The sequence below is a fragment of the Aeromonas genomosp. paramedia genome, from assembly GCF_023093515.1.
Lineage (GTDB): Bacteria > Pseudomonadota > Gammaproteobacteria > Enterobacterales > Aeromonadaceae > Aeromonas.
The window spans coordinates 342,534-365,825 of record NZ_JAAROG010000003.1 but is presented as its reverse complement, the minus strand read 5'-3'; the positions used below and the strand labels follow the sequence as shown (position 1 = coordinate 365,825).

General features: G+C 63.1%; 24 protein-coding genes. All 24 read right to left on the bottom strand.

Features of this window, described 5'->3' with window-relative positions; genetic code table 11:
- Positions 1-18: 18 nt before the first annotated feature.
- Positions 19-885 (bottom strand): chemotaxis protein CheW, encoded by an 867-nt coding sequence (locus tag HB860_RS04215; protein WP_247625820.1) that lies wholly within the window; start codon positions 883-885, stop codon positions 19-21.
- Positions 882-1,676 carry a ParA family protein gene (locus HB860_RS04210; protein WP_139435283.1) on the bottom strand — a complete coding sequence of 265 codons (795 nt, stop codon included), beginning with the start codon at positions 1,674-1,676 and terminating at the stop codon, positions 882-884. Before HB860_RS04210 ends, HB860_RS04215 begins: the two co-directional genes overlap by 4 nt.
- A 4-nt stretch (positions 1,677-1,680) precedes the next feature.
- Positions 1,681-2,589 (bottom strand): flagellar motor protein MotB, encoded by a 909-nt coding sequence (locus HB860_RS04205; protein ID WP_247625819.1) that lies wholly within the window; start codon positions 2,587-2,589, stop codon positions 1,681-1,683.
- Between the two features lie 2 nt (positions 2,590-2,591).
- Entirely contained in the window at positions 2,592-3,329 is a 738-nt protein-coding gene (locus tag HB860_RS04200) for a flagellar motor protein (RefSeq protein WP_162519155.1), read from the bottom strand.
- A 2-nt stretch (positions 3,330-3,331) separates the two neighbouring features.
- On the bottom strand, positions 3,332-4,444 hold the full coding sequence (locus tag HB860_RS04195) for a protein-glutamate methylesterase/protein-glutamine glutaminase (RefSeq protein ID WP_247625818.1): 1,113 nt from the start codon (positions 4,442-4,444) through the stop codon (positions 3,332-3,334).
- A 31-nt stretch (positions 4,445-4,475) separates the two neighbouring features.
- Positions 4,476-6,611 (bottom strand): chemotaxis protein CheA, encoded by a 2,136-nt coding sequence (locus HB860_RS04190; RefSeq protein ID WP_247625817.1) that lies wholly within the window; start codon positions 6,609-6,611, stop codon positions 4,476-4,478.
- An 11-nt stretch (positions 6,612-6,622) separates the two neighbouring features.
- Positions 6,623-7,363: a protein phosphatase CheZ gene (locus HB860_RS04185; protein ID WP_025326257.1), complete on the bottom strand. Its 741-nt coding sequence runs from the start codon at positions 7,361-7,363 to the stop codon at positions 6,623-6,625.
- Between the two features lie 12 nt (positions 7,364-7,375).
- Positions 7,376-7,747 carry a chemotaxis response regulator CheY gene (gene cheY / locus HB860_RS04180; RefSeq protein WP_425266319.1) on the bottom strand — a complete coding sequence of 124 codons (372 nt, stop codon included), beginning with the start codon at positions 7,745-7,747 and terminating at the stop codon, positions 7,376-7,378.
- Between the two features lie 123 nt (positions 7,748-7,870).
- Positions 7,871-8,590 carry an RNA polymerase sigma factor FliA gene (locus HB860_RS04175; RefSeq protein ID WP_025326255.1) on the bottom strand — a complete coding sequence of 240 codons (720 nt, stop codon included), beginning with the start codon at positions 8,588-8,590 and terminating at the stop codon, positions 7,871-7,873.
- A complete protein-coding gene (locus tag HB860_RS04170; RefSeq protein WP_025326254.1) occupies positions 8,583-9,458 on the bottom strand; it encodes a MinD/ParA family protein in 876 nt (291 codons plus the stop codon). Before HB860_RS04170 ends, HB860_RS04175 begins: the two co-directional genes overlap by 8 nt.
- A 1-nt stretch (position 9,459) precedes the next feature.
- Positions 9,460-10,959: a flagellar biosynthesis protein FlhF gene (gene flhF, locus HB860_RS04165; RefSeq protein WP_247625816.1), complete on the bottom strand. Its 1,500-nt coding sequence runs from the start codon at positions 10,957-10,959 to the stop codon at positions 9,460-9,462.
- Positions 10,960-10,975: 16 nt separating this feature from the next.
- Positions 10,976-13,078, bottom strand: coding sequence for a flagellar biosynthesis protein FlhA (gene flhA / locus HB860_RS04160; RefSeq protein ID WP_139435519.1), 2,103 nt, complete (start codon positions 13,076-13,078; stop codon positions 10,976-10,978).
- A 536-nt stretch (positions 13,079-13,614) separates the two neighbouring features.
- A complete protein-coding gene (gene flhB / locus HB860_RS04155; protein WP_247625815.1) occupies positions 13,615-14,745 on the bottom strand; it encodes a flagellar biosynthesis protein FlhB in 1,131 nt (376 codons plus the stop codon).
- Entirely contained in the window at positions 14,738-15,166 is a 429-nt protein-coding gene (locus HB860_RS04150) for a hypothetical protein (protein WP_247625814.1), read from the bottom strand. Before HB860_RS04150 ends, flhB begins: the two co-directional genes overlap by 8 nt.
- The gene (gene fliR, locus HB860_RS04145; RefSeq protein WP_202046411.1) at positions 15,159-15,956 is read right to left on the bottom strand and encodes a flagellar biosynthetic protein FliR; all 798 of its coding nucleotides are present in this window, start codon (positions 15,954-15,956) and stop codon (positions 15,159-15,161) included. The genes HB860_RS04150 and fliR overlap by 8 nt, the downstream gene beginning before the upstream one ends.
- Before the next feature lie 70 nt (positions 15,957-16,026).
- Entirely contained in the window at positions 16,027-16,296 is a 270-nt protein-coding gene (gene fliQ / locus HB860_RS04140; protein WP_010673927.1) for a flagellar biosynthesis protein FliQ, read from the bottom strand.
- A gap of 79 nt (positions 16,297-16,375) precedes the next feature.
- Positions 16,376-17,131, bottom strand: a complete 756-nt coding sequence (fliP, locus tag HB860_RS04135) for a flagellar type III secretion system pore protein FliP (RefSeq protein ID WP_247625813.1) — start codon at positions 17,129-17,131, stop codon at positions 16,376-16,378.
- The gene (gene fliO / locus HB860_RS04130) at positions 17,118-17,501 is read right to left on the bottom strand and encodes a flagellar biosynthetic protein FliO (RefSeq protein WP_247625812.1); all 384 of its coding nucleotides are present in this window, start codon (positions 17,499-17,501) and stop codon (positions 17,118-17,120) included. The genes fliP and fliO overlap by 14 nt, the downstream gene beginning before the upstream one ends.
- Positions 17,498-17,893, bottom strand: coding sequence for a flagellar motor switch protein FliN (gene fliN / locus HB860_RS04125; RefSeq protein WP_025326247.1), 396 nt, complete (start codon positions 17,891-17,893; stop codon positions 17,498-17,500). Before fliN ends, fliO begins: the two co-directional genes overlap by 4 nt.
- A 50-nt stretch (positions 17,894-17,943) precedes the next feature.
- A complete protein-coding gene (gene fliM, locus HB860_RS04120) occupies positions 17,944-19,014 on the bottom strand; it encodes a flagellar motor switch protein FliM (RefSeq protein ID WP_106887475.1) in 1,071 nt (356 codons plus the stop codon).
- A 10-nt stretch (positions 19,015-19,024) separates the two neighbouring features.
- Positions 19,025-19,531 (bottom strand): flagellar basal body-associated protein FliL, encoded by a 507-nt coding sequence (gene fliL, locus HB860_RS04115; protein ID WP_247625811.1) that lies wholly within the window; start codon positions 19,529-19,531, stop codon positions 19,025-19,027.
- A gap of 57 nt (positions 19,532-19,588) precedes the next feature.
- A complete protein-coding gene (locus HB860_RS04110) occupies positions 19,589-21,385 on the bottom strand; it encodes a flagellar hook-length control protein FliK (RefSeq protein WP_247625810.1) in 1,797 nt (598 codons plus the stop codon).
- A gap of 87 nt (positions 21,386-21,472) precedes the next feature.
- Positions 21,473-21,913, bottom strand: a complete 441-nt coding sequence (gene fliJ, locus HB860_RS04105; protein WP_139435529.1) for a flagellar export protein FliJ — start codon at positions 21,911-21,913, stop codon at positions 21,473-21,475.
- Between the two features lie 16 nt (positions 21,914-21,929).
- Entirely contained in the window at positions 21,930-23,261 is a 1,332-nt protein-coding gene (fliI, locus tag HB860_RS04100) for a flagellar protein export ATPase FliI (RefSeq protein WP_139435531.1), read from the bottom strand.
- Positions 23,262-23,292: the final 31 nt, after the last annotated feature.

Sequence of the window (23,292 nt, the reverse complement as noted above, 5' to 3'; positions counted from 1 at the left end):
ATGGCAGTGCCGATGTTGTCAGCGGCCTTCGATGTTCACGCCTCGGCCAAGGAGCACCAAGAGCTCCCTGACGTGCAGCAGGGCACACATCTTCTCCTTGACCATGCCCGCCAGCCAGGGGCGTTTCCCCTCCTGATGGCGCCACTTCACCTGATCCCGATGCAGCAGTTCGGTGCCCTTCAACTGATGACAGGCCAGTCCCCAGGGTGATTCCCCCAGCATAATCAGATATTTGTACTCGTCTATCTCCAGATGCTGGCCCGGCATGACCCACTGGGCCGTGTCGACCACGTTCATCTTCTGCTCCCGGGAGGTCATGATCCCCTTGTACCAGCCCGGCTGGCCGAACAGGGAAGTCACCTCCCCCAGCTGGTGAATGCCGCCGAGCTCGGTCAGGGGCACGGCGAAGGTCACCCCGGCCACGTCGAAGAAGAGCGCCTGAAACTCGTTGCCGGTATCCAGGTTTTCCCAGGGCGCAGGGGCAGGCTCGGGTTCCGCCGCCAGCACGGGTTCGGCCAGTGCCAGGGCAACGGGCTCGGCGCTCACCGGGATCACCTCGGGCGTCACCAGGGCCACCTCGACTGGCTCGGGCTCTGCCTCGACCTCGAGCTGGAAGGGCTCGACATGCAGCTCTTCATGGCTCAGGACATCCATCTCATCCTGCACCTGGCTCACCTGGGCGAGCAGCTCGCTCAGTTGCGCCAGCCGGCTGTCGGCTTCGAGATAGGGGGCCGCAGCCACCTCGGGCAAGGGGGCGGGCTGAGGCTGCAACTGCAGCACAGGGGCCGGCGCCTCCTCGTCCGGATCGTCCCGCAGCAGGAGATCATCGAGCAGCAGGGAGTGGAAATAGTCATCCATGGCCCGAACCTGGGTGGTCTCTCTCATGGCTTCACCTCCTGGGTCCGTTGACGCTCAAGCGCATCGAGATTGTTGAGCAGGGTCTCGTAGGCATAGGTGCCACGGCTGCCCGGTGCATAGATGGACGGGGGTATGTGCAGCAGGCTGGCATCCCGGAATTTGGTGTCGATGGGAATGACCGCATTCCACACCGCCTCCCCATACTGCTCCTTGATGGACTGCAGCGTCATCAGGGAGGCCCGGGTACGCTTGTCGAACATGGTCGGGATCACGGTATAGCGGAACTTGTCCCGCTTGGATCGCTGCATGATCTCGAAGGTCTTCATCATCCGCTCCAGCCCCTTCAAGGCCAAAAATTCGGTCTGCACTGGCACCAGGATGCGATCGCAGGCCGCCAGCGCATTGACCATCATCACCCCCAGCACGGGCGGGCAGTCGATGAGCACATAGTCATACTGGTCCTGCACCCGCAACAGGGCACGCTTGAGCACCAGCCCCATGCCTTCCCGGTTGCCCATGACCCTGTCCAGGGTCGCCAGCGTGATGGAGGCGGGCAGCAGGTGGATGTTCTCGAACTTGGTCTTCAGGGTCATCCGGTTGACCAGCTCGGCACTGGGCTTGGCCGCCTGGAACAGCTCGTAGAGGGTGCCTTCCAGCCGGTCCGAGTCAAAATCGAAATACGAGGTCAGGGAGGCGTGGGGATCGGTGTCGATCAGCAGCACCCGCTGGCCACGCTGGGCCAGAATGCCCGCCAGGGAGACGACCGTGGTGGTTTTACCGACTCCACCCTTCTGATTGGCAACCGTCCAAACAATCACTGTATCAATCCTGCCTTGTTGTTATGCGTATGCCACCACCGGGCAGCGTCACCACTCTGACGTTCTCGCTGTCGACGCTCTGTGGCGCGGCCGGAGCCGGCGTCGCCGTCAGGGAGTTGACGGGGAGTCGCGGCACCCAGGCGAATCTGGATATGGCGACCACGACCTTGCGATTCTGTAACCGCCCCTGCTCGCTGCCGTTGTCGGCGAAGGGGGAGAACTCCCCATAGGCCTCGTAGGCGAGCCGCTCGGGGGCTATCCCCTTGGCCACCAGGGCACCGAGCACAGCCTCGGCGCGGGCGGCAGACAGGGTCCAGTTGGAGCGAAACATTTCGTTGTTGATCGGTTGGTTATCCGTGTAACCCCGCACCCTGACATAGTTATCGACCGGTTTCAGAATACCTGAAAGCGTATCGAGCACAGGGGCCGCATTGCTCCCCAGAAAGGCGCTGCCGCTGCGAAACAGCAGGCCGGAACTCAGCTCCACCGTCAGCCAGTTGTCATCCTTCGCCAGCTTGACCACGCCGGCATCCACCAGGGCGCCCATGGCCTCCTGCAGCTGCAGGTCTATGGTCGCAAGGGCCGTGCCGTCTTGCTGGATCGGGGTGCCCGTGATGGGGGCGCGCGAAGGCGACGGTGAGGCCTGGCTCTCCAGCAGGGAAGGCGCGGCCGACACCGGGTTGTTGAGCAGGGAGTTGCCCTGCCCTTCCAGCAGGCCATCGCTGCGCGGCACCTGGTTGAAGGCCTGGGTCATGCCCTCGATGACGGCGCGGTACTGCTCCTTGTTGACGATGGCCACCGAGTAGAGCACCACGAAGAGGGCGAAGATGAGCGTCATGTAATCGGCATAGGAGACCAGCCAGCGATCGAGATGTTCTCGCCCCTGCAGGTGCAAACGATAGCGCTTGCGCATGGCTATTCCCCTTTCAGATAAGCCCGTAGCCGCCGTTCAACCTGCTGGCCGTTCTCCCCGTGGGCGATGGCCAGCAACCCTTCCAGCGTCATCTCCTGATAGAGACCGTAGTGATAGTGGAATGCCCGCAGGCGATTCGCTATCGGCAGATAGAGGAGGTTGGCAAAGCCCACCCCGTAGATGGTCGCGACGAAGGCGATGGCGATGCCGGCGCCCAGGGTACCCGGCTCCTCCAGGTGAAACATGGCCTGGATGAGGCCTATCACGGCCCCTATGATGCCTATGGTCGGGCTGTAGCCCCCCATGGCCTCGAACACCCTGGCAGCGTGCTCGTTGCGCTCCTGCTCGATGTCGATATCCGCCTCCAGCAGGCGGCGGATATCCTCGATGGAGACGCCGTCCACTATCATGGTGAGCCCCTGGCGGGTGAAGGGATCGCTCTCCTGTTCGGCCTGGTTCTCCAGCGCCAGCAACCCCTGCTGGCGCGCAAACTGGGCCCAGGCCTGCAGGCGCTCGGCCTGCTGCACCAGATCCAGTTGCGGCGGGAACAGCATCCAGCGCGCTTGGGCGAGGGCGGACAGCATGTACTTGCGGGGCGTCTGCAGGATGACGGCACCCCAGGTGCCCCCGACCACGATGACGAAGGCAGGGCCATCCAGCAGGGTCAGCAGGCTGCCGCCGTGCCACCATTGGGCGACGGCCACGGCGACCAGCGCCAGCACCAGGCCGAACATGCCCATGGTCAGCGGCCCAACTCGACCAGGATGCGCTGGGCCACCCTGTCCAGTGGCAGGGATTCGCTGGCTATGCCCGCCTTGGCAACCGCCTGGGGCATGCCGTAGACCACGCAGGAGGCTTCATCCTGCGCCCAGATAGTGGCGCCCTGCTCCTTGAGCAGACGCGCCCCGTCCCGGCCATCGGCGCCCATGCCGGTCAGCACGATGGCGAGCACCTTGTCGCCGTAGATCTTGGCGGCGGAGGCGAAGGTGATGTCGACACAGGGCTTGTAGTTGACCTTGTCATTGCCCTCTATGATGCGAAGGCGAGCTCCTGGCCCGCGCCCTTCCAGCAGCATCTGCTTGCCACCTGGGGCCAGATAGGCGTGACCAGGCCTCAGCACGTCACCGTCTTCAGCCTCCTTGACCCCGATCTGGCACAGGCCGTTGAGACGGGCGGCGAAGGCCGCGGTGAAGGTGGCCGGCATATGCTGGATCAACAATATGGGGTGAGGGAAATCTCCCGGCAGCTTGGTCAGCACGTTCTGCAGCGCCACCGGGCCACCGGTGGAGGTGCCGATGGCCACCAGCTGATAGCTCTTGCCGCTGCGCTTGAAGCTGGCGGGCGCTGCGGCGCGAACCGGCTCGGGCTGGCGCTCAAGAGGACGCGCCAGGGCAGCGCCGAGAGCGGGGCGCACCGCAGGCTCCGGCGTCCGGGGTCTGGCGGCCGCCATCAGGAAGCGCTTGCGGGCTATCTCCCTGACGCGCTGCTGCAGCAGCTTGACGGCCTCATCCTTGTCCCTGGCTATGTCTTCGAACTTCTTGGGCAGGAAATCCAGGGCACCGGCATCCAGTGCATCCAGGGTCGCCTTGGCCCCCTCGTGGGTCAGCGAGGAGAACATCAGTATGGGGGTCGGACACTTGGCCATGATCTCGCGCACGGCGCTGATGCCGTCGAGCACCGGCATTTCGATGTCCATGGTGATGACATCAGGCCGCAACTGCAGCGCCTTGTCTACCGCCTCCCGGCCGTTCTGGGCCGTGTCGATCACCGTCATCAGGGGGTCCTGATTGATGATCTCGCTGACCCGACGACGGAAGAAACTCGAATCGTCGACCACTAATACCTTGACTGCCATTGTTATTCTTTTAACTCCTTGGGCCAGACGCTCAGTGGCGGCGGGCATAGGCCTTGAGCAGGCTGGGCACGTCCAGGATGAGGGCGATGCCGCCATCGCTGGTGATAGTGGCGCCGGCCATGCCGGGGGTCCCCTGCAACAGGTTATCGAGCGGCTTGATCACCACCTCTTCCTGACCGATGAGGTTGTCCACCACGAAGCCCACCTGCTGGGTGCCGATCTGGACGATGACCACGTGGCCTGTGTCCTGGCGGGCCGTTCTGCCGGCACCGCGTACCAGCCACTTGTGCAGGTAGAACAGCGGGATCGCCTTGTCACGGACTATGATGGTGAGCTGGCCGTCCACCACGTTGGCCTTCTTCAGATCCAGGTGGAAGATTTCGTTCACGCAGCCAAGCGGCAGGGCGAAGGTCTGTTCACCCACTTCCACCATCAGGGTCGGCAGTATGGCCAGGGTCAGGGGGACCTTGATCTCGAGGCGGGTACCCTTGCCCCAGGTCGAATCGATGTGCACCGAGCCATTGAGGCTGACAATGCTGGTCTTCACCACATCCATGCCGACACCACGGCCGGAGATGTCTGAGATCTCGGACTTGGTGGAGAAACCGGGGGCGAAGATCAGGTTATAGGCGTCGTTGTCGCTCATGCGCGCCGCGCTGTCGGCATCGAGCACGCCACGGCTGATGGCGATGGCTTTGAGCTTCTCCGGATCCATGCCGGCGCCGTCATCCTCGATGCAGAGCAGGATATGGTCACCCTGCTGGGAGGCGCTCAGGGTGATGGTACCCTGACGGGGCTTGCCCGCCTTCTCCCGCACATCCGGCATCTCGACCCCGTGGTCGCAGGAGTTGCGCACCAGGTGAACCAGGGGATCGGCCAGGGCCTCCACCAGGTTCTTGTCGAGATCCGTCTCTTCACCCACCATCACCAGCTCGATCTCTTTCTTGAGGGTGCGGGCGAGATCGCGCACAACGCGGGGGAAGCGACCGAAGACCTTCTTGATAGGTTGCATGCGGGTCTTCATGACCGCGCCCTGCAGATCGGCAGTCACCACATCCAGGTTGGCCACCGCCTTGGACATCTCTTCGTCGTTGCTGGCGATGCCGAGGCTCACCAGGCGGTTTCGCACCAGCACCAGCTCGCCCACCATGTTCATGATGACGTCCAGGGTCTTGGTATCCACCCGCACCGTGGTGTCGTTTTGCACCGCACTGCTCTCGGCGGGGGCCGCCTGCTTGGCAGGGGCGGGGGCCGGGGCCGGTTTGGCCGGGGCAGAGGCCGGTTTGGCGGGGGCGGCGCTGGCCGCGACCGGCGCCTTGGGGGTCACGGGCGCGGCGGGAGCCTTGGGCTCGGGAGCCGGAGCAGCCGCCATGCTGTGCTGGGGTGCCTGGCCGCGGCCATGCAATTCATCCAGCAGGCGTTCGAACTCGTCGTCGTCGATGAGCTCGTCCACCTCTTTTTGTACCGATTGCAGCGGGGAGAGATCCGGGGCGCCGCCGTGCTGGCCCTGGCCATGCAGCTGATCGAGCAGGGCCTCGAACTCGTCGTCCGTGATGTCGCCCGAACCGCTCAACACGGGGGCGGCAGACACCGTCGGCGCCTTGCCGGCACCGTGCAGTTCATCCAGCAGGCGCTCGAATTCGTCGGCGGAGATCTCGTCGATGGAGCCGCCACCGTTGACGGCCACAGGGGCGCTCTCGGCGACGATGACGGGTTCGGGCTCGGGTTCTGGCTGCTGCGGGGCGGCAACACTGGCGGTCCGCAGCTGCTCCTGCCCTTCCGGTTTGCACAACTCGTGCAGATCGTGCAGCAGATCCGCAGAGGCCGGGCTGGTCGGCTCCCGGTTCTGCACCTGGGCAAACATGACGTTGATGGCATCAAGGGCCTGCAAGATGACATCCATCAGCTCGGCACTGAGGGTTCGCTTGCCGTTGCGCAGCATGTCGAACAGGTTCTCGGCACCGTGGCAGACGTCCACCAGCTCGGTCAGGGAGAGGAAACCCGCTCCCCCCTTGACGGTATGGAAGCCGCGAAAGATGGCATTCAACAGATTCTTGTCATCGGGCCGCTTTTCCAAGTCGACCAGTTGTTCAGACAACTGTTCCAATATTTCTGATGCTTCGACCAAAAAGTCTTGCAGTATGTCTTCATCAACTTCGAAGGCCATGCGTCACTCCATTAGAATCCCAGGCTAGACAGCAGATCGTCCACATCATCTTGACCATTGACCACATCGGACCTTGTCTGCGGGTTCATGATGGGGCCTTCTGCCTCGATGCCGCTCGCCGGCAGGCTGCGCGCCGAATTCTCGATGACGGCCTCACCAAACATGGTCAGCATCTCTATCAACTTTGTTTCAACTTCCTGCACCAGCTTGATCACCTTGCGGATCATCTGACCGGTCAAGTCCTGGAAATCCTGAGCCATCAGGATTTCAGTCAGCAGTTGTCGTAACTTATCGGCATCCGTCTCCGAAGCCTTAATAAAATCATTCAGTTGATGGCAGAGTGCCTTGAACTGGCCCAGTTCAAGATCCCGGCTCATCAAGGCATTCCAATTGGGCATCACCAGCTGAATGTTGTCATTGAGCCGATCGGCGATGGGAAGGCTGGCCTCGACCGCATCCATGGTGCGATTGGCCGCCTTGTCCGTCATGTCGATGACATAGCTGAGCCGCTCCCGGGCATCCGGGATCTCATGGGTGGCCAGGTCGGGGATCCTGGGATCCAGGCGAAAATCCTGCAGTGAGTTGTGCAACTGGCGGGTCAGCTGCCCCACCTTGTCAAACAGGGCCGCCGCATTGGGGGCGCACACATCGGCGAGGATGGTATCGGCCTGTTCAAACTCTTCTCGCTCCAGGTGGGCAACCAGCATCCTTGCCTGTTCAAGCGAGATCATGGCACTCGTTTTGGCCTTCATCCCTGCCGCTCCTTAGCCGATTCGTTCAAAGATTTTGTCGAGCTTCTCTTTGAGGGTGGCGGCAGTGAACGGCTTGACGATATAGCCATTGACCCCGGCCTGGGCGGCTTCGATGATCTGCTCGCGCTTGGCTTCCGCAGTCACCATCAGTACCGGCAGGTGCTTGAGTTTGTCATCGAGACGGATCGCCTTGAGCAGGTCTATGCCCTGCATGCCGGGCATGTTCCAGTCGGTGACCACGAACTGATAATCGCCGTTTTTCAACATCGGCAGGGCCGTGTTGCCATCGTCTGCTTCATGGGTATTGTTATATCCCAGGTCACGCAGCAAGTTCTTGATAATCCGGCGCATCGTTGAAAAATCGTCGACGATGAGGATTTTCATGTTCTTGTCCAAAATTCCCTCCTAAATAGCCGCCAAAACGGCTCACTTACATGATGCAGATCGCAGGTTTTATGGTGCGGATTATGCCTTAGAGTTGCGTTCCAGTGTAGCCAGTACAACCACTTATAAATTCCAATCTCTCAAACGGGCCCGCAGCCTGTGCATGGCCTGGCTGTGGATCTGGCTCACCCGAGACTCGCTCACGCTCAGGACTTCCCCGATTTCACGCAAGTTCAGCTCTTCGTCGTAATACAGTGACAGCACCAGGGCCTCCCGTTCCGGCAGGCGGGCGATGTGTTCGGCCAGGGCGCCCTGAAAGCGCTCGGCCGCCAGATCGTCGAAGCCGCCGTGACCGCTGGCGTCATCGGGATGCCCTATCACATCCTCGCTGACCCCGAGATCCTCGATGCCGATGATCTTGCCGCAGGAGACATCCTGCAGCATGGCATGGTATTCGCCAAGGGAGACCCCCATGTTGGCGGCCACCTCGGTGTCTCTGGCATCCCGGCCATGGGCCTGCTCCACGTTCTCGATCGCCTCTGCGATGGCACGGCTGTTGCGGTGCACCGAGCGGGGCACCCAGTCCCCGCGGCGGATCTCGTCGAGCATGGCGCCGCGGATGCGGATGCCGGCATAGGTTTCAAAGCTGGCGCCCTTGCTGCCGTCAAAGTTGCGGGAGGCTTCGAGCAGCCCAATCATACCTGCCTGGATCAGGTCATCCAGCAAGACACTGCTTGGCAGGCGAGCCAATAAATGCTGGGCAATCCGCTTGACCAGCGGAGCATGACGCTCGACCAGCACGTAGGAATCCTGATGACGCAAGTATGCTTGGGCTTTATTCACGGGAGTCTTCCTGTGCTATGACCGGCTTTTGCAATAAGTTTTCCAGGAAAAATTCGAGGTGTCCCCCCGGCTGGTTCGGGATGGGCCAGCTCGCCGCCTTGTTCGCCAGGGCACGGAATGCCAGGGAGGCGGGGGACTTGGGAAACGCCTCGACGATCAGCTTCTGTTTGCGCACCGCGGCCCGCAGGTTGGTGTCGTAAGGCACGCAGGCCACCAGCTCCAGGGAGGTGTCCAGGAAGCGGTCGGTGACCCGGGTCAGCTTGGCGAACAGCTCCTGCCCCTCGCGCAGGGAGCGGACCATGTTGGCCACCACCTTGAAGCGGAACACCCCGTGATCCTTGGAGAGGATCTTGATGAGGGCATAGGCATCCGTGATGGAGGTGGGCTCGTCGCACACCACCACCATGATGTCCTGGGCCGCACGGGTGAAGCTCAGCACCATGTCGGAGATCCCCGCCGCCGTGTCCACCAGCAGCACGTCCACCTGGGTCTTCATCTCGCTGAAGGCGCGAATGAGCTCGGCATGTTGCACCGGCGACAGCTCGACCATGGACTGGGTGCCCGAGGTGGCCGGCACTATCATCATGCCATAGGGCCCCTCGACGATGATGTCGTCTATGGTGCACTCCCCCGCCAGCACATGGGAGAGGTTGCGGTGCACCCGCAGCCCCAGCATGACGTCGACGTTGGCCAGACCAAGGTCGGCATCCAGCACCAACACCCGCTTGCCCTGGGCGGCCATGGCTCCCGCCACGTTCAGGGTCACGTTGGTCTTGCCAACGCCCCCCTTGCCTCCGGACACGGCGATCACTTTCACTCGATTGTTTTGACGCATTTTGCGCAGACCACTCGCCTGATCCATATACATGTTACTCATAAAACTCCGAATCTTCGGCCTCGCCAAAACCTGAACCCCAGAAGTAAGGGTCTTCTGTTTCCCGCTCCAGCGAGCCCATGGCCGCGCCGACCAGCAGCGCCGCATTGGCAACTTGAATATCTTCCGGCACCCGCTGTCCATCCGTGATGTAGCTGATGGGCAGGGCGTTCTGAATGCATACGTTAATCACTTCACCCAGATTCAGGCTCTCGTCGAGCTTGGTCAGGATGCAGCCGGAGAGCGGAATGCGCCGGAAGTGATCCACCGCCTCCTGCATCACCCGGCGCTGGGAGGTGGCCGACATGACCAGGTAGCTGCGAATGCGCACCTTGGCATTCTTCACCAGGGTGTCGAGCTGCTCGGTCAGGCGGATATCCCGCTGCCCCACCCCGGCGGTGTCGATGAGCACCAGCCGGCGGTGACGGAACTGATAGAGCGCACTGGCCAGCTCCTCGGCATCGCGCACCTGACGCACCGGGCATCCCATGATGCGACCATAGGTCTGCAGCTGTTCGTGGGCCCCGATCCTGTAGTTATCCGTGGTGATGAGGGCCACCTGCTCGGCGCCATACTTCATGGCAAAGCGGGCCGCCAGCTTGGCGATGGTGGTGGTCTTGCCCACCCCGGTCGGGCCGAGCAGGGCCACGGCACCGCCCTGGCGCAGGATGTCGTCTTCGCTGATCTTGAGCTGGGCCGTCAGCACCTCGGCCAGCTGGGCCATGGCCTGATGGATGGGCATGTCTTCCGGGATAAGCCCGGCCAGCTGATCGGCGAAGGCATCATCGAACCCCATCTTCTTGAGTTCCTTGATGAGCAGTGCCCGCATCGGCTCGCGGCGCTCCACCTCCTGCCACATCAGGCCGGAGATCTGGTGCTCCAGCAGCTTGCGGATGCTGGCCATCTCCTTGCGCATCCCCTCCATCTCCTGATCCCGCGGGGCGGACTGGGCAGCACGGGGGCCGGGGGCCGGGCGCGCCTTGGGCTTGGCGGGCTCGGGGGCCGCCCCCCACTGGCCCTGTTCGGCCAGGGTTCTGGGTGCGCTGGCGGCAGACGCCAGTCCGGCGGACTGGGTGCCGGCGCCGCCATTGCCCTGCCAGGAGGCCGGCGCAGCATTGCCGTTGCCCGCCCCATTCGCTGGCCATGACCCCTGAGCGGCGTTGCCGCCCGCCGGATTGGACGGGTTGAGCTTCTGCTGGCGCGCCAGCAGGGCCGCCAGGGTATCGGCATAATATTCGTTCTGCTCCTTGGGGGGAGCCGAGCGCGTCATCTGCTTGCCCGCAGACGAGATATTGACGCTCTCATCGTTCAACTGACGGCGAACCGGCGCATCTTTAGGTCCAGGCACCTGGGACTGATAATCGACGGCCGCGACTATCTCCACCCCACCGGTGACCTTTTTGTTGGACATGATGACGGCATCCGGCCCGAGAGTCTCCTTGACCTCGGCCAGCGCCGTGCGCATGTCTTTGGCAAAAAACCGCTTAATCTTCACCCGTCATCTCCGCTAACTAGCCCTGTCCCACCGCACTGACGATGCGGATCTGCTTGTCATCAGGCACTTCCTGATAAGACAGGACGCGTAATCCAGGAATGGCATTCTTGACAAATTTCGCCAGGGTATTGCGCAATATCCCCGATGTCAGAAGCACGGCCGGCTGGCCTTCCAGTTCTTGTCGTTGAGTGGCTTCCACCAGGGAGCGCTGCATCCGCTCCGCCAGTCCCGGTTCTATACCGGCGCCATCTCCCCCACCTGCTTGCAGGGATTGATGCAATATGCGTTCCAGTTCTGGTGAAAGGGTGATCACCGGCAGCTCGGGCTCGGGGCCGGCAATCTCCTGCACGATCAGCCTGCGCAGGGCGATACGGCAGGCGGCGGTCAGCACTTCCGGGTCAGGGCTGCGTGGCGCATATTCCACGAGGGTCTGCAGGATAGTGCGCATATCGCGAATTGGCACGCCTTCATTGAGGAGATTTTGCAATACCTTGACCAGGTTGCCCATGCTGATCACTTCGGGAACCAGCCCTTCCACCAGCTTGCTCTGATGCTTCCCTATCATGTCCAGCAGTTGCTGCACCTCGTCGTGACCCAGCAGCAGGGCGGCATGGTTGGAGAGGATCTGGCTGAGGTGAGTTGCCACCACGGTGGCCGCATCCACCACTGTGTAGCCAAGGGTCTGGGCCTGGGAGACCTGATCCTTGGCGACCCAGACAGCTTCCAGTCCGAACGCGGGATCCTGGGTCGCTATGCCCTGGATCTGGCCGAACACCTGACCCGGGTTGATGGCCATCTCCTTGTCGTGATAGACGGTGGCCTCGCCGGTGCTCACCCCCATCAGGGTGATGCGGTACTGGTTGGGGGCGAGATCCAGGTTGTCGCGGATGTGCACCGCAGGCACCAGGAAGCCGAACTCCTGGGAGAGCTTCTTGCGCACCCCCTTGATCCGGTTGAGCAGCTCGCCCCCCTGGTTCTTGTCCACCAGCGGGATGAGCTGATAGCCCACCTCCAGGCCTATGATGTCCACCGGCATGACGTCATCCCAGCTCAGGTCCTTCTGCTCCACCGGGGCATCACCCTGGGCCGGCAAGAGTTCACCGCTCGCCGCCCTGGCCTTGTTCAGTTTCTCCCGGCGCAGCAGCCACCAGGCCCCTGCTGCCGCCACGGCCCCCAGACTCAGGAAGGCCAGGTGCGGCATGCCGGGCACACTGCCCATCATCAGCAGTATGCCGGCGGAGATCACCAGCGCCTTGGGGTTCTCGAACAGCTGGCCGAGCACGGCCGTGCCCATGTCCTGATCGGTATTCTGGCGGGTGACTATGATGGCGGCGGCGATGGAGAGCAGCAGGGACGGGATCTGCGCCACCAGGCCGTCACCTATGGCGAGCAGGGTGTAGATCTCGGCCGCTTCGCCGAAGCTGAGCTGGTGCTGCATCATGCCGATGATGAAGCCACCGATGATGTTGATGAAGAGGATCATGATGCCGGCGACGGCATCCCCCTTCACGAATTTGGAGGCACCGTCCATGGAGCCGTAGAAGTCAGCTTCCTGGGTCACGTCCTGACGGCGCTTCTTGGCCTCTTCCTGGTTGATGAGACCGGCGTTCAGGTCCGCATCTATGGCCATCTGCTTGCCGGGCATGGCATCCAGGGTGAAGCGGGCGCTCACCTCGGAGATCCGGCCCGCACCCTTGGTGACCACCACGAAGTTGATGATCACCAGGATCATGAAGACGATGATGCCCACCGCATAGTTGCCGCCGATCACCACGTTGCCGAAGGCCTCGATCACATGGCCCGCCGCCGCGCTGCCGTTGTGCCCTTCCAGCAGCACCACCCGGGTGGAGGCGACGTTGAGGGCGAGTCGCAGCAGGGTCGCTATCAGCAGGACTGTGGGGAAGGCGGCAAACTCCAGCGGCCGACGGGTATAGACGGCCACCAGCAGCACCACTATGGAGAGGGCGATGTTGAAGGAGAAGAGGATATCCAGCATCAGGGGCGGTATGGGGAGCACCACCATGCCGAGGGAGGCGAGCACCAGCAACGGGGTCCCTATCCCCTTGCTGAGCAACCATCTGTACTCTTTGAAGCGGCTCACTCCAGCCTTGAATCCCATCGTTCTTCTCGATTTACCACTGCCGATGGCGAATTAAAGCAAATATCAAGCCAATTACCCAACCAATTGATCTATATTGATTTTATTTTGATGCTGTCAGAAGTCCGTCGGAGGACTTGTTCGGGTAGCTTGATGGGCAGCGAGGTGTTGCCCGCAAATCCCGCTGGAACGGGCAGCGCCATGGTGATCAGTGTGGGGAATGGCGAGCCGATCCATGGCAAACGGGGCGGGAGCGAGGCTAGATGCAATATTCAGGTGGCACAGTGGACTGCTCCCTGGCAACGGGAGCTGTCAACGCCTCAGAGCACTGACGACTTGCGATAGTCCGGTGGCATAGTGGACTGATCTAGGGCGCTCAGGGCAGCCAGCCTCCGCTGAACACCAGACTACCTGCGATATTCCGGTGCCATAGTGGACAGATCCCTGGGGATGGAGACAACCAGCGCCTCCCAAAATAGAGATTACCTGCGATATTCCGGTGCCATAGTGGACAGATCCCTGAGGATGGAGACAACCAGCGCCTCCCAGAATACGGATTATTTGCGATATTCCGGCGGAATGGGGAGATCCCTGGCGACCGGGGTCGGGCGGCGGCCACGACCACGGCGGAACTTCTTGAGCTGATAGACGTAGGCCAGCACCTGGGCCACGGCGGCAAACAGCCCCTCGGGGATCTCCTGGCCAATCTCGGTGGCGTGGTAGATGGCCCGGGTCAGGGGCGGCGAGGACATCACGGGGATGTCGTATTCCCGCGCTATCTCCCGGATCTTCATCGCCACCTCGTCCACCCCCTTGGCCAGCACCTTGGGCGCGGCCCCCGGCTTGCCCGCGTCGTACTTCAGGGCCACCGAGTAGTGGGTCGGGTTGGTGATGATGACGTCCGCCTTGGGCACATCCCCCATCATGCGGCGCATCGCCATCTGCATCTGCAACTGGCGTATCCGCCCCTTGACCTCGGGCTTGCCATCGCTGTCCTTGAACTCGTCCTTGATCTCCTGCTTGGTCATCTTGAGCTGGCGATTGTGGTTCCAGGTCTGGAAGGGCACGTCTATGGCGACGATGGGGATCAGGGCGCAGCAGAGGATGATCAGCATCCACAGCAGCAGATCCAGGGCGTCTATGATGCCGCCGGGGAAACCCTCCAGGGAGAGGTTGAGCAGGTGATTGAACTGGCTCGACAGCATCCACCAGGCGAACAGGCTGATGAACACCACCTTGGCGATGGACTTGACGAGCTCCACCAGGGATTGCACCCCGAACATCCTCTTCAAACCACTCAAGGGGCTCAATTTGCTCCATTTGGGCAACATGGCCTCGGAGGAGAAGTTCATCCCCCCCAGCAATGTGTTGCCCACGAAGGCGGCTATGGTCACCAGCAGGAACAGCAGGCCGAGAGGTTGCAGCAGCTCCCACAGCAGGGTGGGCAGCATGACCCCCATGGCGTTGGGATCGAAGGCCTGATCCCGGTCCAGGGTAAAGCCCATGGTGAGTACCTTGACCATGGCCCCCGCCAGGCTCTCCTTGATCATCAGCAAGCCGAACACGGTCGCCAGCAGGACGCTGGCAGTCCCCAGCTCCTTGGAGCGTGCAATCTGCCCTTTTTCCCGGGCCTGTTGCAGTCGTTTGCCCGTGGGTTGTTCTGTGCGTTCCTGATCGGTATCAGCCATGCTGACCCCCGACTGACTGGCCGTTGTCGATCAGCCAGCCGATAGCATGGCCTGGTTGTTCGGTGCCGTTGACCCGATCGGTATCAATGGCATGCAGTCCCCCGACTGACTGGCCGCTGTCGATCAGCCAGCCGATAGCATGGCCTGGTTGTTCGGTGCCGTTGGCCCGATCGGTATCAATGGCATGCAGTCCCCCGACTGACTGGCCGCTGTAAGTCAGCCAGCCGATAGCATGGCCTGGTTGTTCGGTGCCGTTGACCCGATCGGTATCAATGGCATGCAGTCCCCCGACTGGCTGGCCGTTGTAGATCTGCCAGCCGATAGCATGGCCTGGTTGTTCGGTGCCGTTGACCCGATCGGTATCAATGAGATGCAGTCCCCCGACTGGCTGGCAACTGTCGAGCAGACCGGTATCAACCATTCTGCCCCCCCAGGCACTGGACCTTGATAAGCTCGCAACTGGTCTCCTGCACCCGCTCCCAGAGGGAATCGAAGTGCCCCATGAAGCCCCCTATGGTGAGCCAGAGGATAAACAGACCCGACATCATGCTGACCGCAAAGCCGATGCTGAAGATGTTGAGCTGGGGGGCCGCCCGGGTCATGACCCCGAATGCGAAGTTGATGAGCAGCAGGGCTATGATGGCCGACAGGGCCATCACCAGGGAGGCCTGGTACATGACCCCGAGGAAGCTCACCAGGCTGCGGATGGCGGGCAGGCTGAGCCCGCTGTCCGAGACCGGCAGGGTCTCGAAGCTCAGCACCACCATCCTGATCATCAGGAGATGGCCATCCACCGCCAGGAACACCAGGGTCGCCAGCATCAGGTAGAACTGGCCCACCACGGGAGCCGACTGGCCGTTCATGGGATCCACCAGGGTGGCAAAGCCCAGGCTGGTCTGCATGGCGATGATCTGGCCCGCCATCACGAAGCTTTCCAGCAGAAACTGGGTCATGAGGCCGAGCGCTATGCCGATGAGCAGCTGCTGCCCCAGCACCAGGAAGCTGCCGACGGAGAACAGCTCCACCTTGGGCATGGGGGGCAGCAGGGGGGCGATGATGAAGGTGATGGCGAGCGCCAGCCCCATGCGAACGTTGGCAGGAGCGAGCCGGCTGCCGAACACCGCCATCACCATCAGCAGGCTGCTCACCCGGGCAAGCGGCCAGAGCACGGACGCCAGCCACTCCATGATCACCGCAGTGGTGTAGCTCACGCCGCCGCTCCGAAAGCCGTGGGACGGGTCGTCATCGGCAGCCTGACGGTCGCAAATGCCGACACTGGCATCAGCCGACCACCTCGGGGATCTGGCTCACCATCAGCTGGAAGAAGTCCATCAGGCTCTGCAAGCCCCAGTGGGCACCGGCCCCCAGGGCCAGCAGGGTGACCACGAGACGGGGCAGGAAGCTCAGGGTCTGTTCGTTGATGGAGGTGGCGGCCTGGAAGATGGCGACCACCAGCCCCACCATCAGGCTCGGCAGGATCACGGCGCACACCATGATGGTCACCAGCCAGAGCGCCTCGCGGAATACGTCGACAAAGGTTTCAGGACTCATGTTCGTGCTCCTTGCGCGGCTTAACCGCCCGTCCCGGCCAGCCTGGCCAGGGACACCGGGATGAGCTTGAGGGACGGCATCACCCCGCCCCCAACCCGAAGCTGGTCGCCAGGGAACCCAGGATCAGGTTCCAGCCATCCACCATGACGAACAGCATCAGCTTGAACGGCAGGGAGACCAGCATGGGGGAGAGCATCATCATCCCCATGGCCATCAGTATGCTCGCCACCACCAGATCGATGACCAGGAAGGGCAGAAACAGCATGAAGCCTATCTGGAAGGCGGTCTTGAGCTCGCTGGTGACGAAGGCCGGGATCAGCACCCGCAGCGGCACATCGGCAGGTTTCTCCACCTGCACGTTCGCTATCTCCATGAAGGTGTTGAGATCCTTGACCCGGGTCTGGGCCAGCATGAACTGGTGAATGGGCAGCTCGGCCTTTTCCAGCGCCTCCTTGGGCCCTATGGTCTCCGCCAGATAGGGCTGCAGCGCCTCCTCGTTGATGCGATCCAGCACCGGCGACATGATGAAGAAGGACATGAAGAGGGCGATGCCGATCAGCACCTGGTTGGACGGGCTCTGCTGCAGGCCTATGGCCTGTCTGAGGATGCCGAGCACCACTATGATCCGGGTGAAGGAGGTCATCATGATGACAATGGCCGGCAGGAAGGAGAGCGCGGTCATCAGCGCCAGCACCTGCAGGGTCAGGCTGTACTCCTGACTGCCATCCGCCATGGTCTTGACCGTCAGCGCCGACATGCCGTCCTGGGCCATCGCCAGGGGCGACAGCAGCACGCAGAGCAGGCCCAGGCAACCGATCCAGTTAACTTTTTTCATGCTTGCCCATCAATTTGCCGAGCTGCTGGGAGAAGGCCTGGGGCTGACGCTCGTCCAGGGGCTCTTCCAGGCGATAGAGGAAGTTGACCTGCTGCGGCGTCACCCCGATGAGCAGCTGTTGCTCGCCCACCTTGACCACCATCAGCTTCTCCTTGTAGCCGAGCGGCAGGGTGGCGATGACCTTCATCTGGCCGCCCCCCATCACCTGGGTGAGCTTGCTCTTCTTGAGCAGGAAGCCCAGCACCAGGATGAGGCCGATCACCATCAGGCTGGATAGCAGCCAGGAGGTCATGCTGGGGGGAGTGGCACCCGCCCCCGGGTTGGCCAGTGCAGGGGCGGCAAACAGTATCAGAGCGAGAGCACGGATCATTTGAGTTTCTTAATTCGCTCTATCTGGCTGATGACATCGGTCAGGCGAATGCCGAACTTGTCGTTCACCACCACCACCTCGCCGTGGGCGATCAGGGTGCCGTTGACCAGCACATCCAGGGGCTCGCCCGCCACCCGATCCAGCTCCACGACAGAGCCCTGGTTCAGCTGCAGCAGGTTGCGGATGCTGATCTGGCTGCGCCCCACTTCCATGGCGATGGTCACCGGGATGTCCAGAATGGTGTCCAGCTTGCGCCGCTCCTCGGCGCTGATGGGGGCGTCGTCCTTCAGCTCTTCCAGGGGGGCGGGCTTGGCCTCGGCCGTCACCTGCTCTTCCAGCGCGGCAGCCCAGGCGTCAGCCATCAGATCCTGCTCGTCATCGGTTCCGCTCATCTTCACTTCCTCATGCTGCTTCTTGACCCAGGTCGCAGGCGACGGGTCTGTTAGGGCTGTTTATCGGCGATGCTGCGCTCGAGCTCTTCCAGCTCGGCCTCGCCATCGATGCGCACGCCCCCCCGGGTCACCAGATGCATCTCTGTCTTGACTCCGTCAGGGCGCTTGATTTTGTCCACTATCTTGAGCGCCACGTTCTCCTTGGTGCGCCCCATCTTGGCGTGGAAGGTGGGCAGGTCCTCCACGAAGACCAGCAGGTTCTCCGGCATCTCCACCGGGATGATGTCGCCCGGTTGCAGCTCCATCAGCTCGCGCAGGGAGAGCTCTGTCTCCAGCAGCTTGGCCTTGAGCTCCACCTTGACGTCCATGATCTCGTCGCGCAGGGCCTTGCTCCAGCGCACGTCTGTGTCGCCCTTGTCACTCTGCACCCCGGCATCCAGCAGCTCGCGGATGGGTTCGAGCATGGAGTAGGGCATGGCCACGTGGAAGTCGCCGCCGCCGCCATCCAGCTCGATGTGGAAGGAGCTCACCACTATCACCTCGGTGGGGCTGACGATGTTCGCCATGGCCGGGTTCACTTCCGAGTCGAGGTATTCGAAGCCGACGTCCATCACGGGCGCCCAGGCATCCTTGTAGTCCTCGAACACCAGCTTGAGCAGCATCTGGATGATGCGCCGCTCCGTGGGGGTGAACTCGCGCCCCTCTATCTTGGCGTGATAGCGGCCGTCGCCGCCGAAGAAGTTCTCCACCAGGATGAAGACGAGACGCGCCTCCATGGTGATGAGCGCCGTCCCCTTGAGGGGGCGGAAGCGCACCATGTTCAGGCTGGTCGGCACGAACAGGGTGTGCACGTACTCGCCGAACTTGAGCATCTGCACGCCGTTGATCGACACCTCGGCGGTGCGCCGCATCATGTTGAACAGGCTGATACGCATGTGACGGGCGAACCGCTCGTTCACCAGCTCCAGGGTCGGCATGCGGCCACGGACGATGCGGTCCTGGGAGGAGAAGTCAAACTGGGCGATACCGGGATCCCCGGCCGCCCCTAGCTCTTCCTCTTCGACATCATCGACACCGTGCAGCAGGGCATCAATCTCGTCCTGACTTAACAGATCGCTCACGCTTCACCTTTCATTGCATGACAAAGCCGGTAAACAGCACTTGTTCTATTACGGGGGAAGAGACCAGATCCTTCAGGACCAGGCGACACTCTTCCAATGAATCCTGACGCAGCTTCTCCTTGCCCTCGAAGGTCATCAGCTGCTCGGCGGTTGCCGCGCTGAAGACCCGCAGCAGGGTCCCTTCGATCAGGGGAATGTTCTGTTTCGCCAGGGTCTCGTCAGCGGCCCCGCGCACCATCAGCTGGATCTTGATCTGCACCAGCCGATCCCGTTGCCCGCCCGCCACGTTGAACACGAAGGGGCGCGGCATGCCCACATAGAGGGAGGGCTGGGGCGCACTGGCTTCGGGCTTGGCCTCGGCGGTGTCGGCCGCCGGCTCGTCCGACCCGGCAAACATGAACCAGGCACCGGCCCCGCCGCCACCCAGGAGGATGACGACCAGGGCGACTATCATGATCAGCTTCTTTTTCTTGGCCGCCGCCGGGTCCTTCAGCGTCAGTTCGTTATCGTCTGCCATCCCTTGTCCACCCTAGTCTCAAACTTGTTCGGTATCATAAACTTACTCGGGCAGGCATCAAGCATAGAAATCAATTCCGGCATCGTTTGTCGATTCCACCAGCAGACTAAGGGTGCGGGCCCTGCCCTCCCCCTCCGACTGGTCGCCACCGGCAAAGCCTCCCCCTTGCTGACCCTGGCCGCCGAAGCCAGACTGGCCCTGTGATGACGGCTGTCCCTGCTGCTGTTGCCCCTGCTGCTGCGCCTGTTGTTGCACCACCGTCTGACCGAGCTGGATCCCCTGCCCCGCCAGCATGTCCCGCAGCCTGGGCATGGCCTGCTCCAGCATCTCCCGGGTCTGGCCATGCTGCACCACGAAGTGGACGCTGGCCTGGCTGGAGGCATCCAGCTGGATCTGGATCTTCATCTTGCCAAGGCCCAGGGGGTCTAGCTGGATCTCCGCCTGCTGCAACTTGTCCGCCAGCATCAGGTTCACCTTCTGGTGCAACTGGGCTGGCGCCTCCGGGGTGGCCAGCTTGAGGTGCGGCAGGCTCTGGGGCTCCCGTCGCGCGCTCACCTCGGCCGCCGGCTTGCCATCGCTGCTCTGGGCATGCTGCAGCGGCTGGCTTCCCTCGCTCGATTCGGTGCCCTTGACCTCGATCCCGAGCTGCTTGCCCAGCTCATCGAGCCTGGATTTCTGCGCCGCCGGTTTGAGGTCCACGGCGGCTCCGACGGCCACCGCGGGTTCGGCCTCCATCTGCTGGATGCCGGCCGAGAGCGCCGTCAGCGAGGCTTGCGGCCCCTGGGACTCGTGACGCGCCAGCGTCTGCTGGGGCGCCGTCAGCACGGGATCCGGGCTGGATGGAGCGGGCTGGGGAGTGGTGCCACTGGCCACCGTCTCGGCTCTGGGGGCCGCGCCTGGCTTGGCCTCCCGGGCGTCACCAGCCGGGCTCGCCTTGTCGCCCTCGCCACCGGCAGTGCCAGGTTCTGGCATGTCCTGCGCCGCGCCCTGGGGCTCCACCCTGACCACGCCTGCGTCGAAGGCCCTGGCGGTGGTCGCAAAGGCCGCGGTGATCTGTTCGTCATGGGAAACTGGCCCGGACGGCTGCCCGCCCGCCACCGAGCCCTGACTCGCCTGCACAGGGGGGGCCTCACCGGCCACCACCTTGGCAAGCAGGGCCGCCCGCGCCTCGCCGGACAAGGGTTCAGTCGCCACCGCGGCCGCCGGCTGACCGCCCTTGGGCGCCGCCGTGTTGTGTTCGGCAGTGGCCTGCTCGCTCTGCTGCGGCTCCGAGGGCTGGCCCTTGCCTGCGGCGACGGGTGCCTTGTCAGCGGCGAGCCCGCTCTCTTCATTTTCAAGGGGGAGCGCCTCTGCGCCCTGCCCATCGACCGCCACCGGCAAGGCAGGCGCCGTCCCCGCCATCACAGGCCCCGCGGCCTGTGCCACGGGATGCGACTCGGGCGGCAAGTCATTGCCGTCGACGGTCGCCGTCACCTCCTGGGGGGGCAAGGCAGGGGGCACCACCAGGCTGACATCCTGCCTGAGGGAGGCCTGCAGCTGCTGCAAAAAATCCTCGGGGGGAAGCTCGGTCTCCTCAGAGGGTGCCTTGCTGGTCGTCTCCTGACTGCCCGTTGCCTCGGCAGACGCCAAAGATTTGGCATCCGGGGTGGCCGCAGCCAGGACGTCGTCACCCCCTTGACTGGCCGATGGCTCCTGGCCCACCAGCTGGGCCCTGGCCATGGCATCGGCAAATGCGGCCTTGCCGTCCGTCAGCGACAGATCCTTTCCTTCCCCCCCGGCGAGGAGCGAGGGCGACAGGGCGCCGTCGGCAGGGACTGCCTGACTGGGCGCTAGGTTTAACTGGGTCTGTATCATGCTGGGATCCCTGACGACAATCCTGTGATGACCGCACATCCAGGGGCGGAGGCGGCGTCTTAGCCTGTGTTGACAATAGAAAGCAAGTTACAGGCCAGAATGGTGATAGCGTCGCAGTATGGCGTAGTCGTCCAGCATCTTCTGCTCCTGACGCTGGGCCTTCAGCTGCGCTCGTCCCGCCTGCTTCTCGAGCAGCAGCTCGACGGCCTTGCGCCGCTGCTGGGCTTCGAGCCACTGGGTACGGCACTGGGCCAGCGCCTCGCGCACCTGCAGCACCCCTTGGTACTGCTGAGTCGCCGCATTTTCCAGCTTGTTGATGAAGGCGTGATACTGGCTGTTCTGCTGGGGCGTGATCCCCTGCAGGCCGCGATCCGTCCACTGCTGGTGATAGATCTGGCGGTACTGGTTGAGGGCGTTTTGCTGATCCATGAACAGCTTGAGATCCTGCTGGGCCTTGGCCAGCGCCATGGCGGCCTGCTGTTCAGCCTCCAGCAGCCGGCCCGCCAGCAACGTCAATCCTTTACTCATAAGGGCTCTCCACCGGTTAACGCATCAGCGGCATGGCCACCAGCTGCAGGGATTGCAGGCCTTCGTCGTAGTGAATGACCTCGCGCATCTTCTGCTGCAAGAACTGATCCAGATAGGGTTTCTGGATAATGGCCCTGTCGATGCGCGGATCCGATCCCTGGCTGTAGGCGCCTATGGTGATGAGATCCCGGTTCTGCTGATAGAGGGAGTAGAACTGCTTGAAGGCGCGCGCCAGCTCCATGTGCTCAGGTGAGGTCACCATGGGCATGACCCGGCTGATGGATTTTTCGATGTCGATGGCCGGGTAGTGGCCCGCATCCGCCAGCTCCCGTGCCAGCACTATGTGGCCATCCAGGATGGCCCGCGCCGCGTCGGCGATGGGATCCTGCAGATCGTCCCCCTCCGTCAGCACGGTGAAAAAGGCCGTGATGGAGCCCTGGCCGTCGCTGCCGTTGCCGGCCCGCTCCACCAGCGCCGGCAATTTGGCAAACACCGAGGGGGGGTAGCCCTTGGTGGCCGGCGGCTCCCCCACCGCCAGGGCGATCTCGCGCTGGGCCTGGGCGTAGCGGGTGAGAGAGTCCATCAGCAGCAGCACGTTGAGCCCCTGCTCGCGGAAATACTCGGCGATGGCGAGCGCCGTCTCGCACCCCTTGAGCCGCATCAGCGGCGAGGCATCGGCCGGCGCTGCCACCACCACGGCGCGCTCGCGCCCCTCGGCGCCGAGGATCTCCTCGATGAACTCCTTCACCTCCCGGCCCCGCTCGCCGATGAGGCCCACCACCACCACGTCCGCCACCGAGCCACGGGTCATCATGCCGAGCAGCACCGACTTGCCGACCCCGGAGCCGGCGAACAGCCCCATCCGCTGACCCCGTCCCACGGTGAGCACGGCGTTGATGGCGCGCACCCCCACGTCCATGGGCTCATGGATGGGACGACGGGCCAGGGGGTTGATGCGATGCTGGGCGAACTGCACCGTCTGGGAGGAGATGATGGGGCCCAGCCCGTCCAGGGGCTGGCCTATGCCGTCTATGACACGGCCGAGCAGGTTCATGCCCACGGGGATGCCGTGATCCTCGGTGATGGGCACCACACGGGCGCCGGGAATGACCCCCTTGAGCTGTTCGCTCGGCATCAGAAACAGCCGATCGCCGGAGAAGCCCACCACTTCGGCCTCCAGCACGCCGTCCTGGGTGTCGATGCGGCAGAGGGCACCGATGGCGGCGCGGCAGCCGATGGCTTCCAGGGTCAGCCCCACCACCCGGGTGAGTTTGCCCGCCACCGGCGGTATGGGAGCCAGATCGCGGACCCGGTAGCCTTGCAGTCGACTGAGCAGGGATGCGGTCATCGCGCCTCCAGAGAGAAAGGGGAAAGAGGCC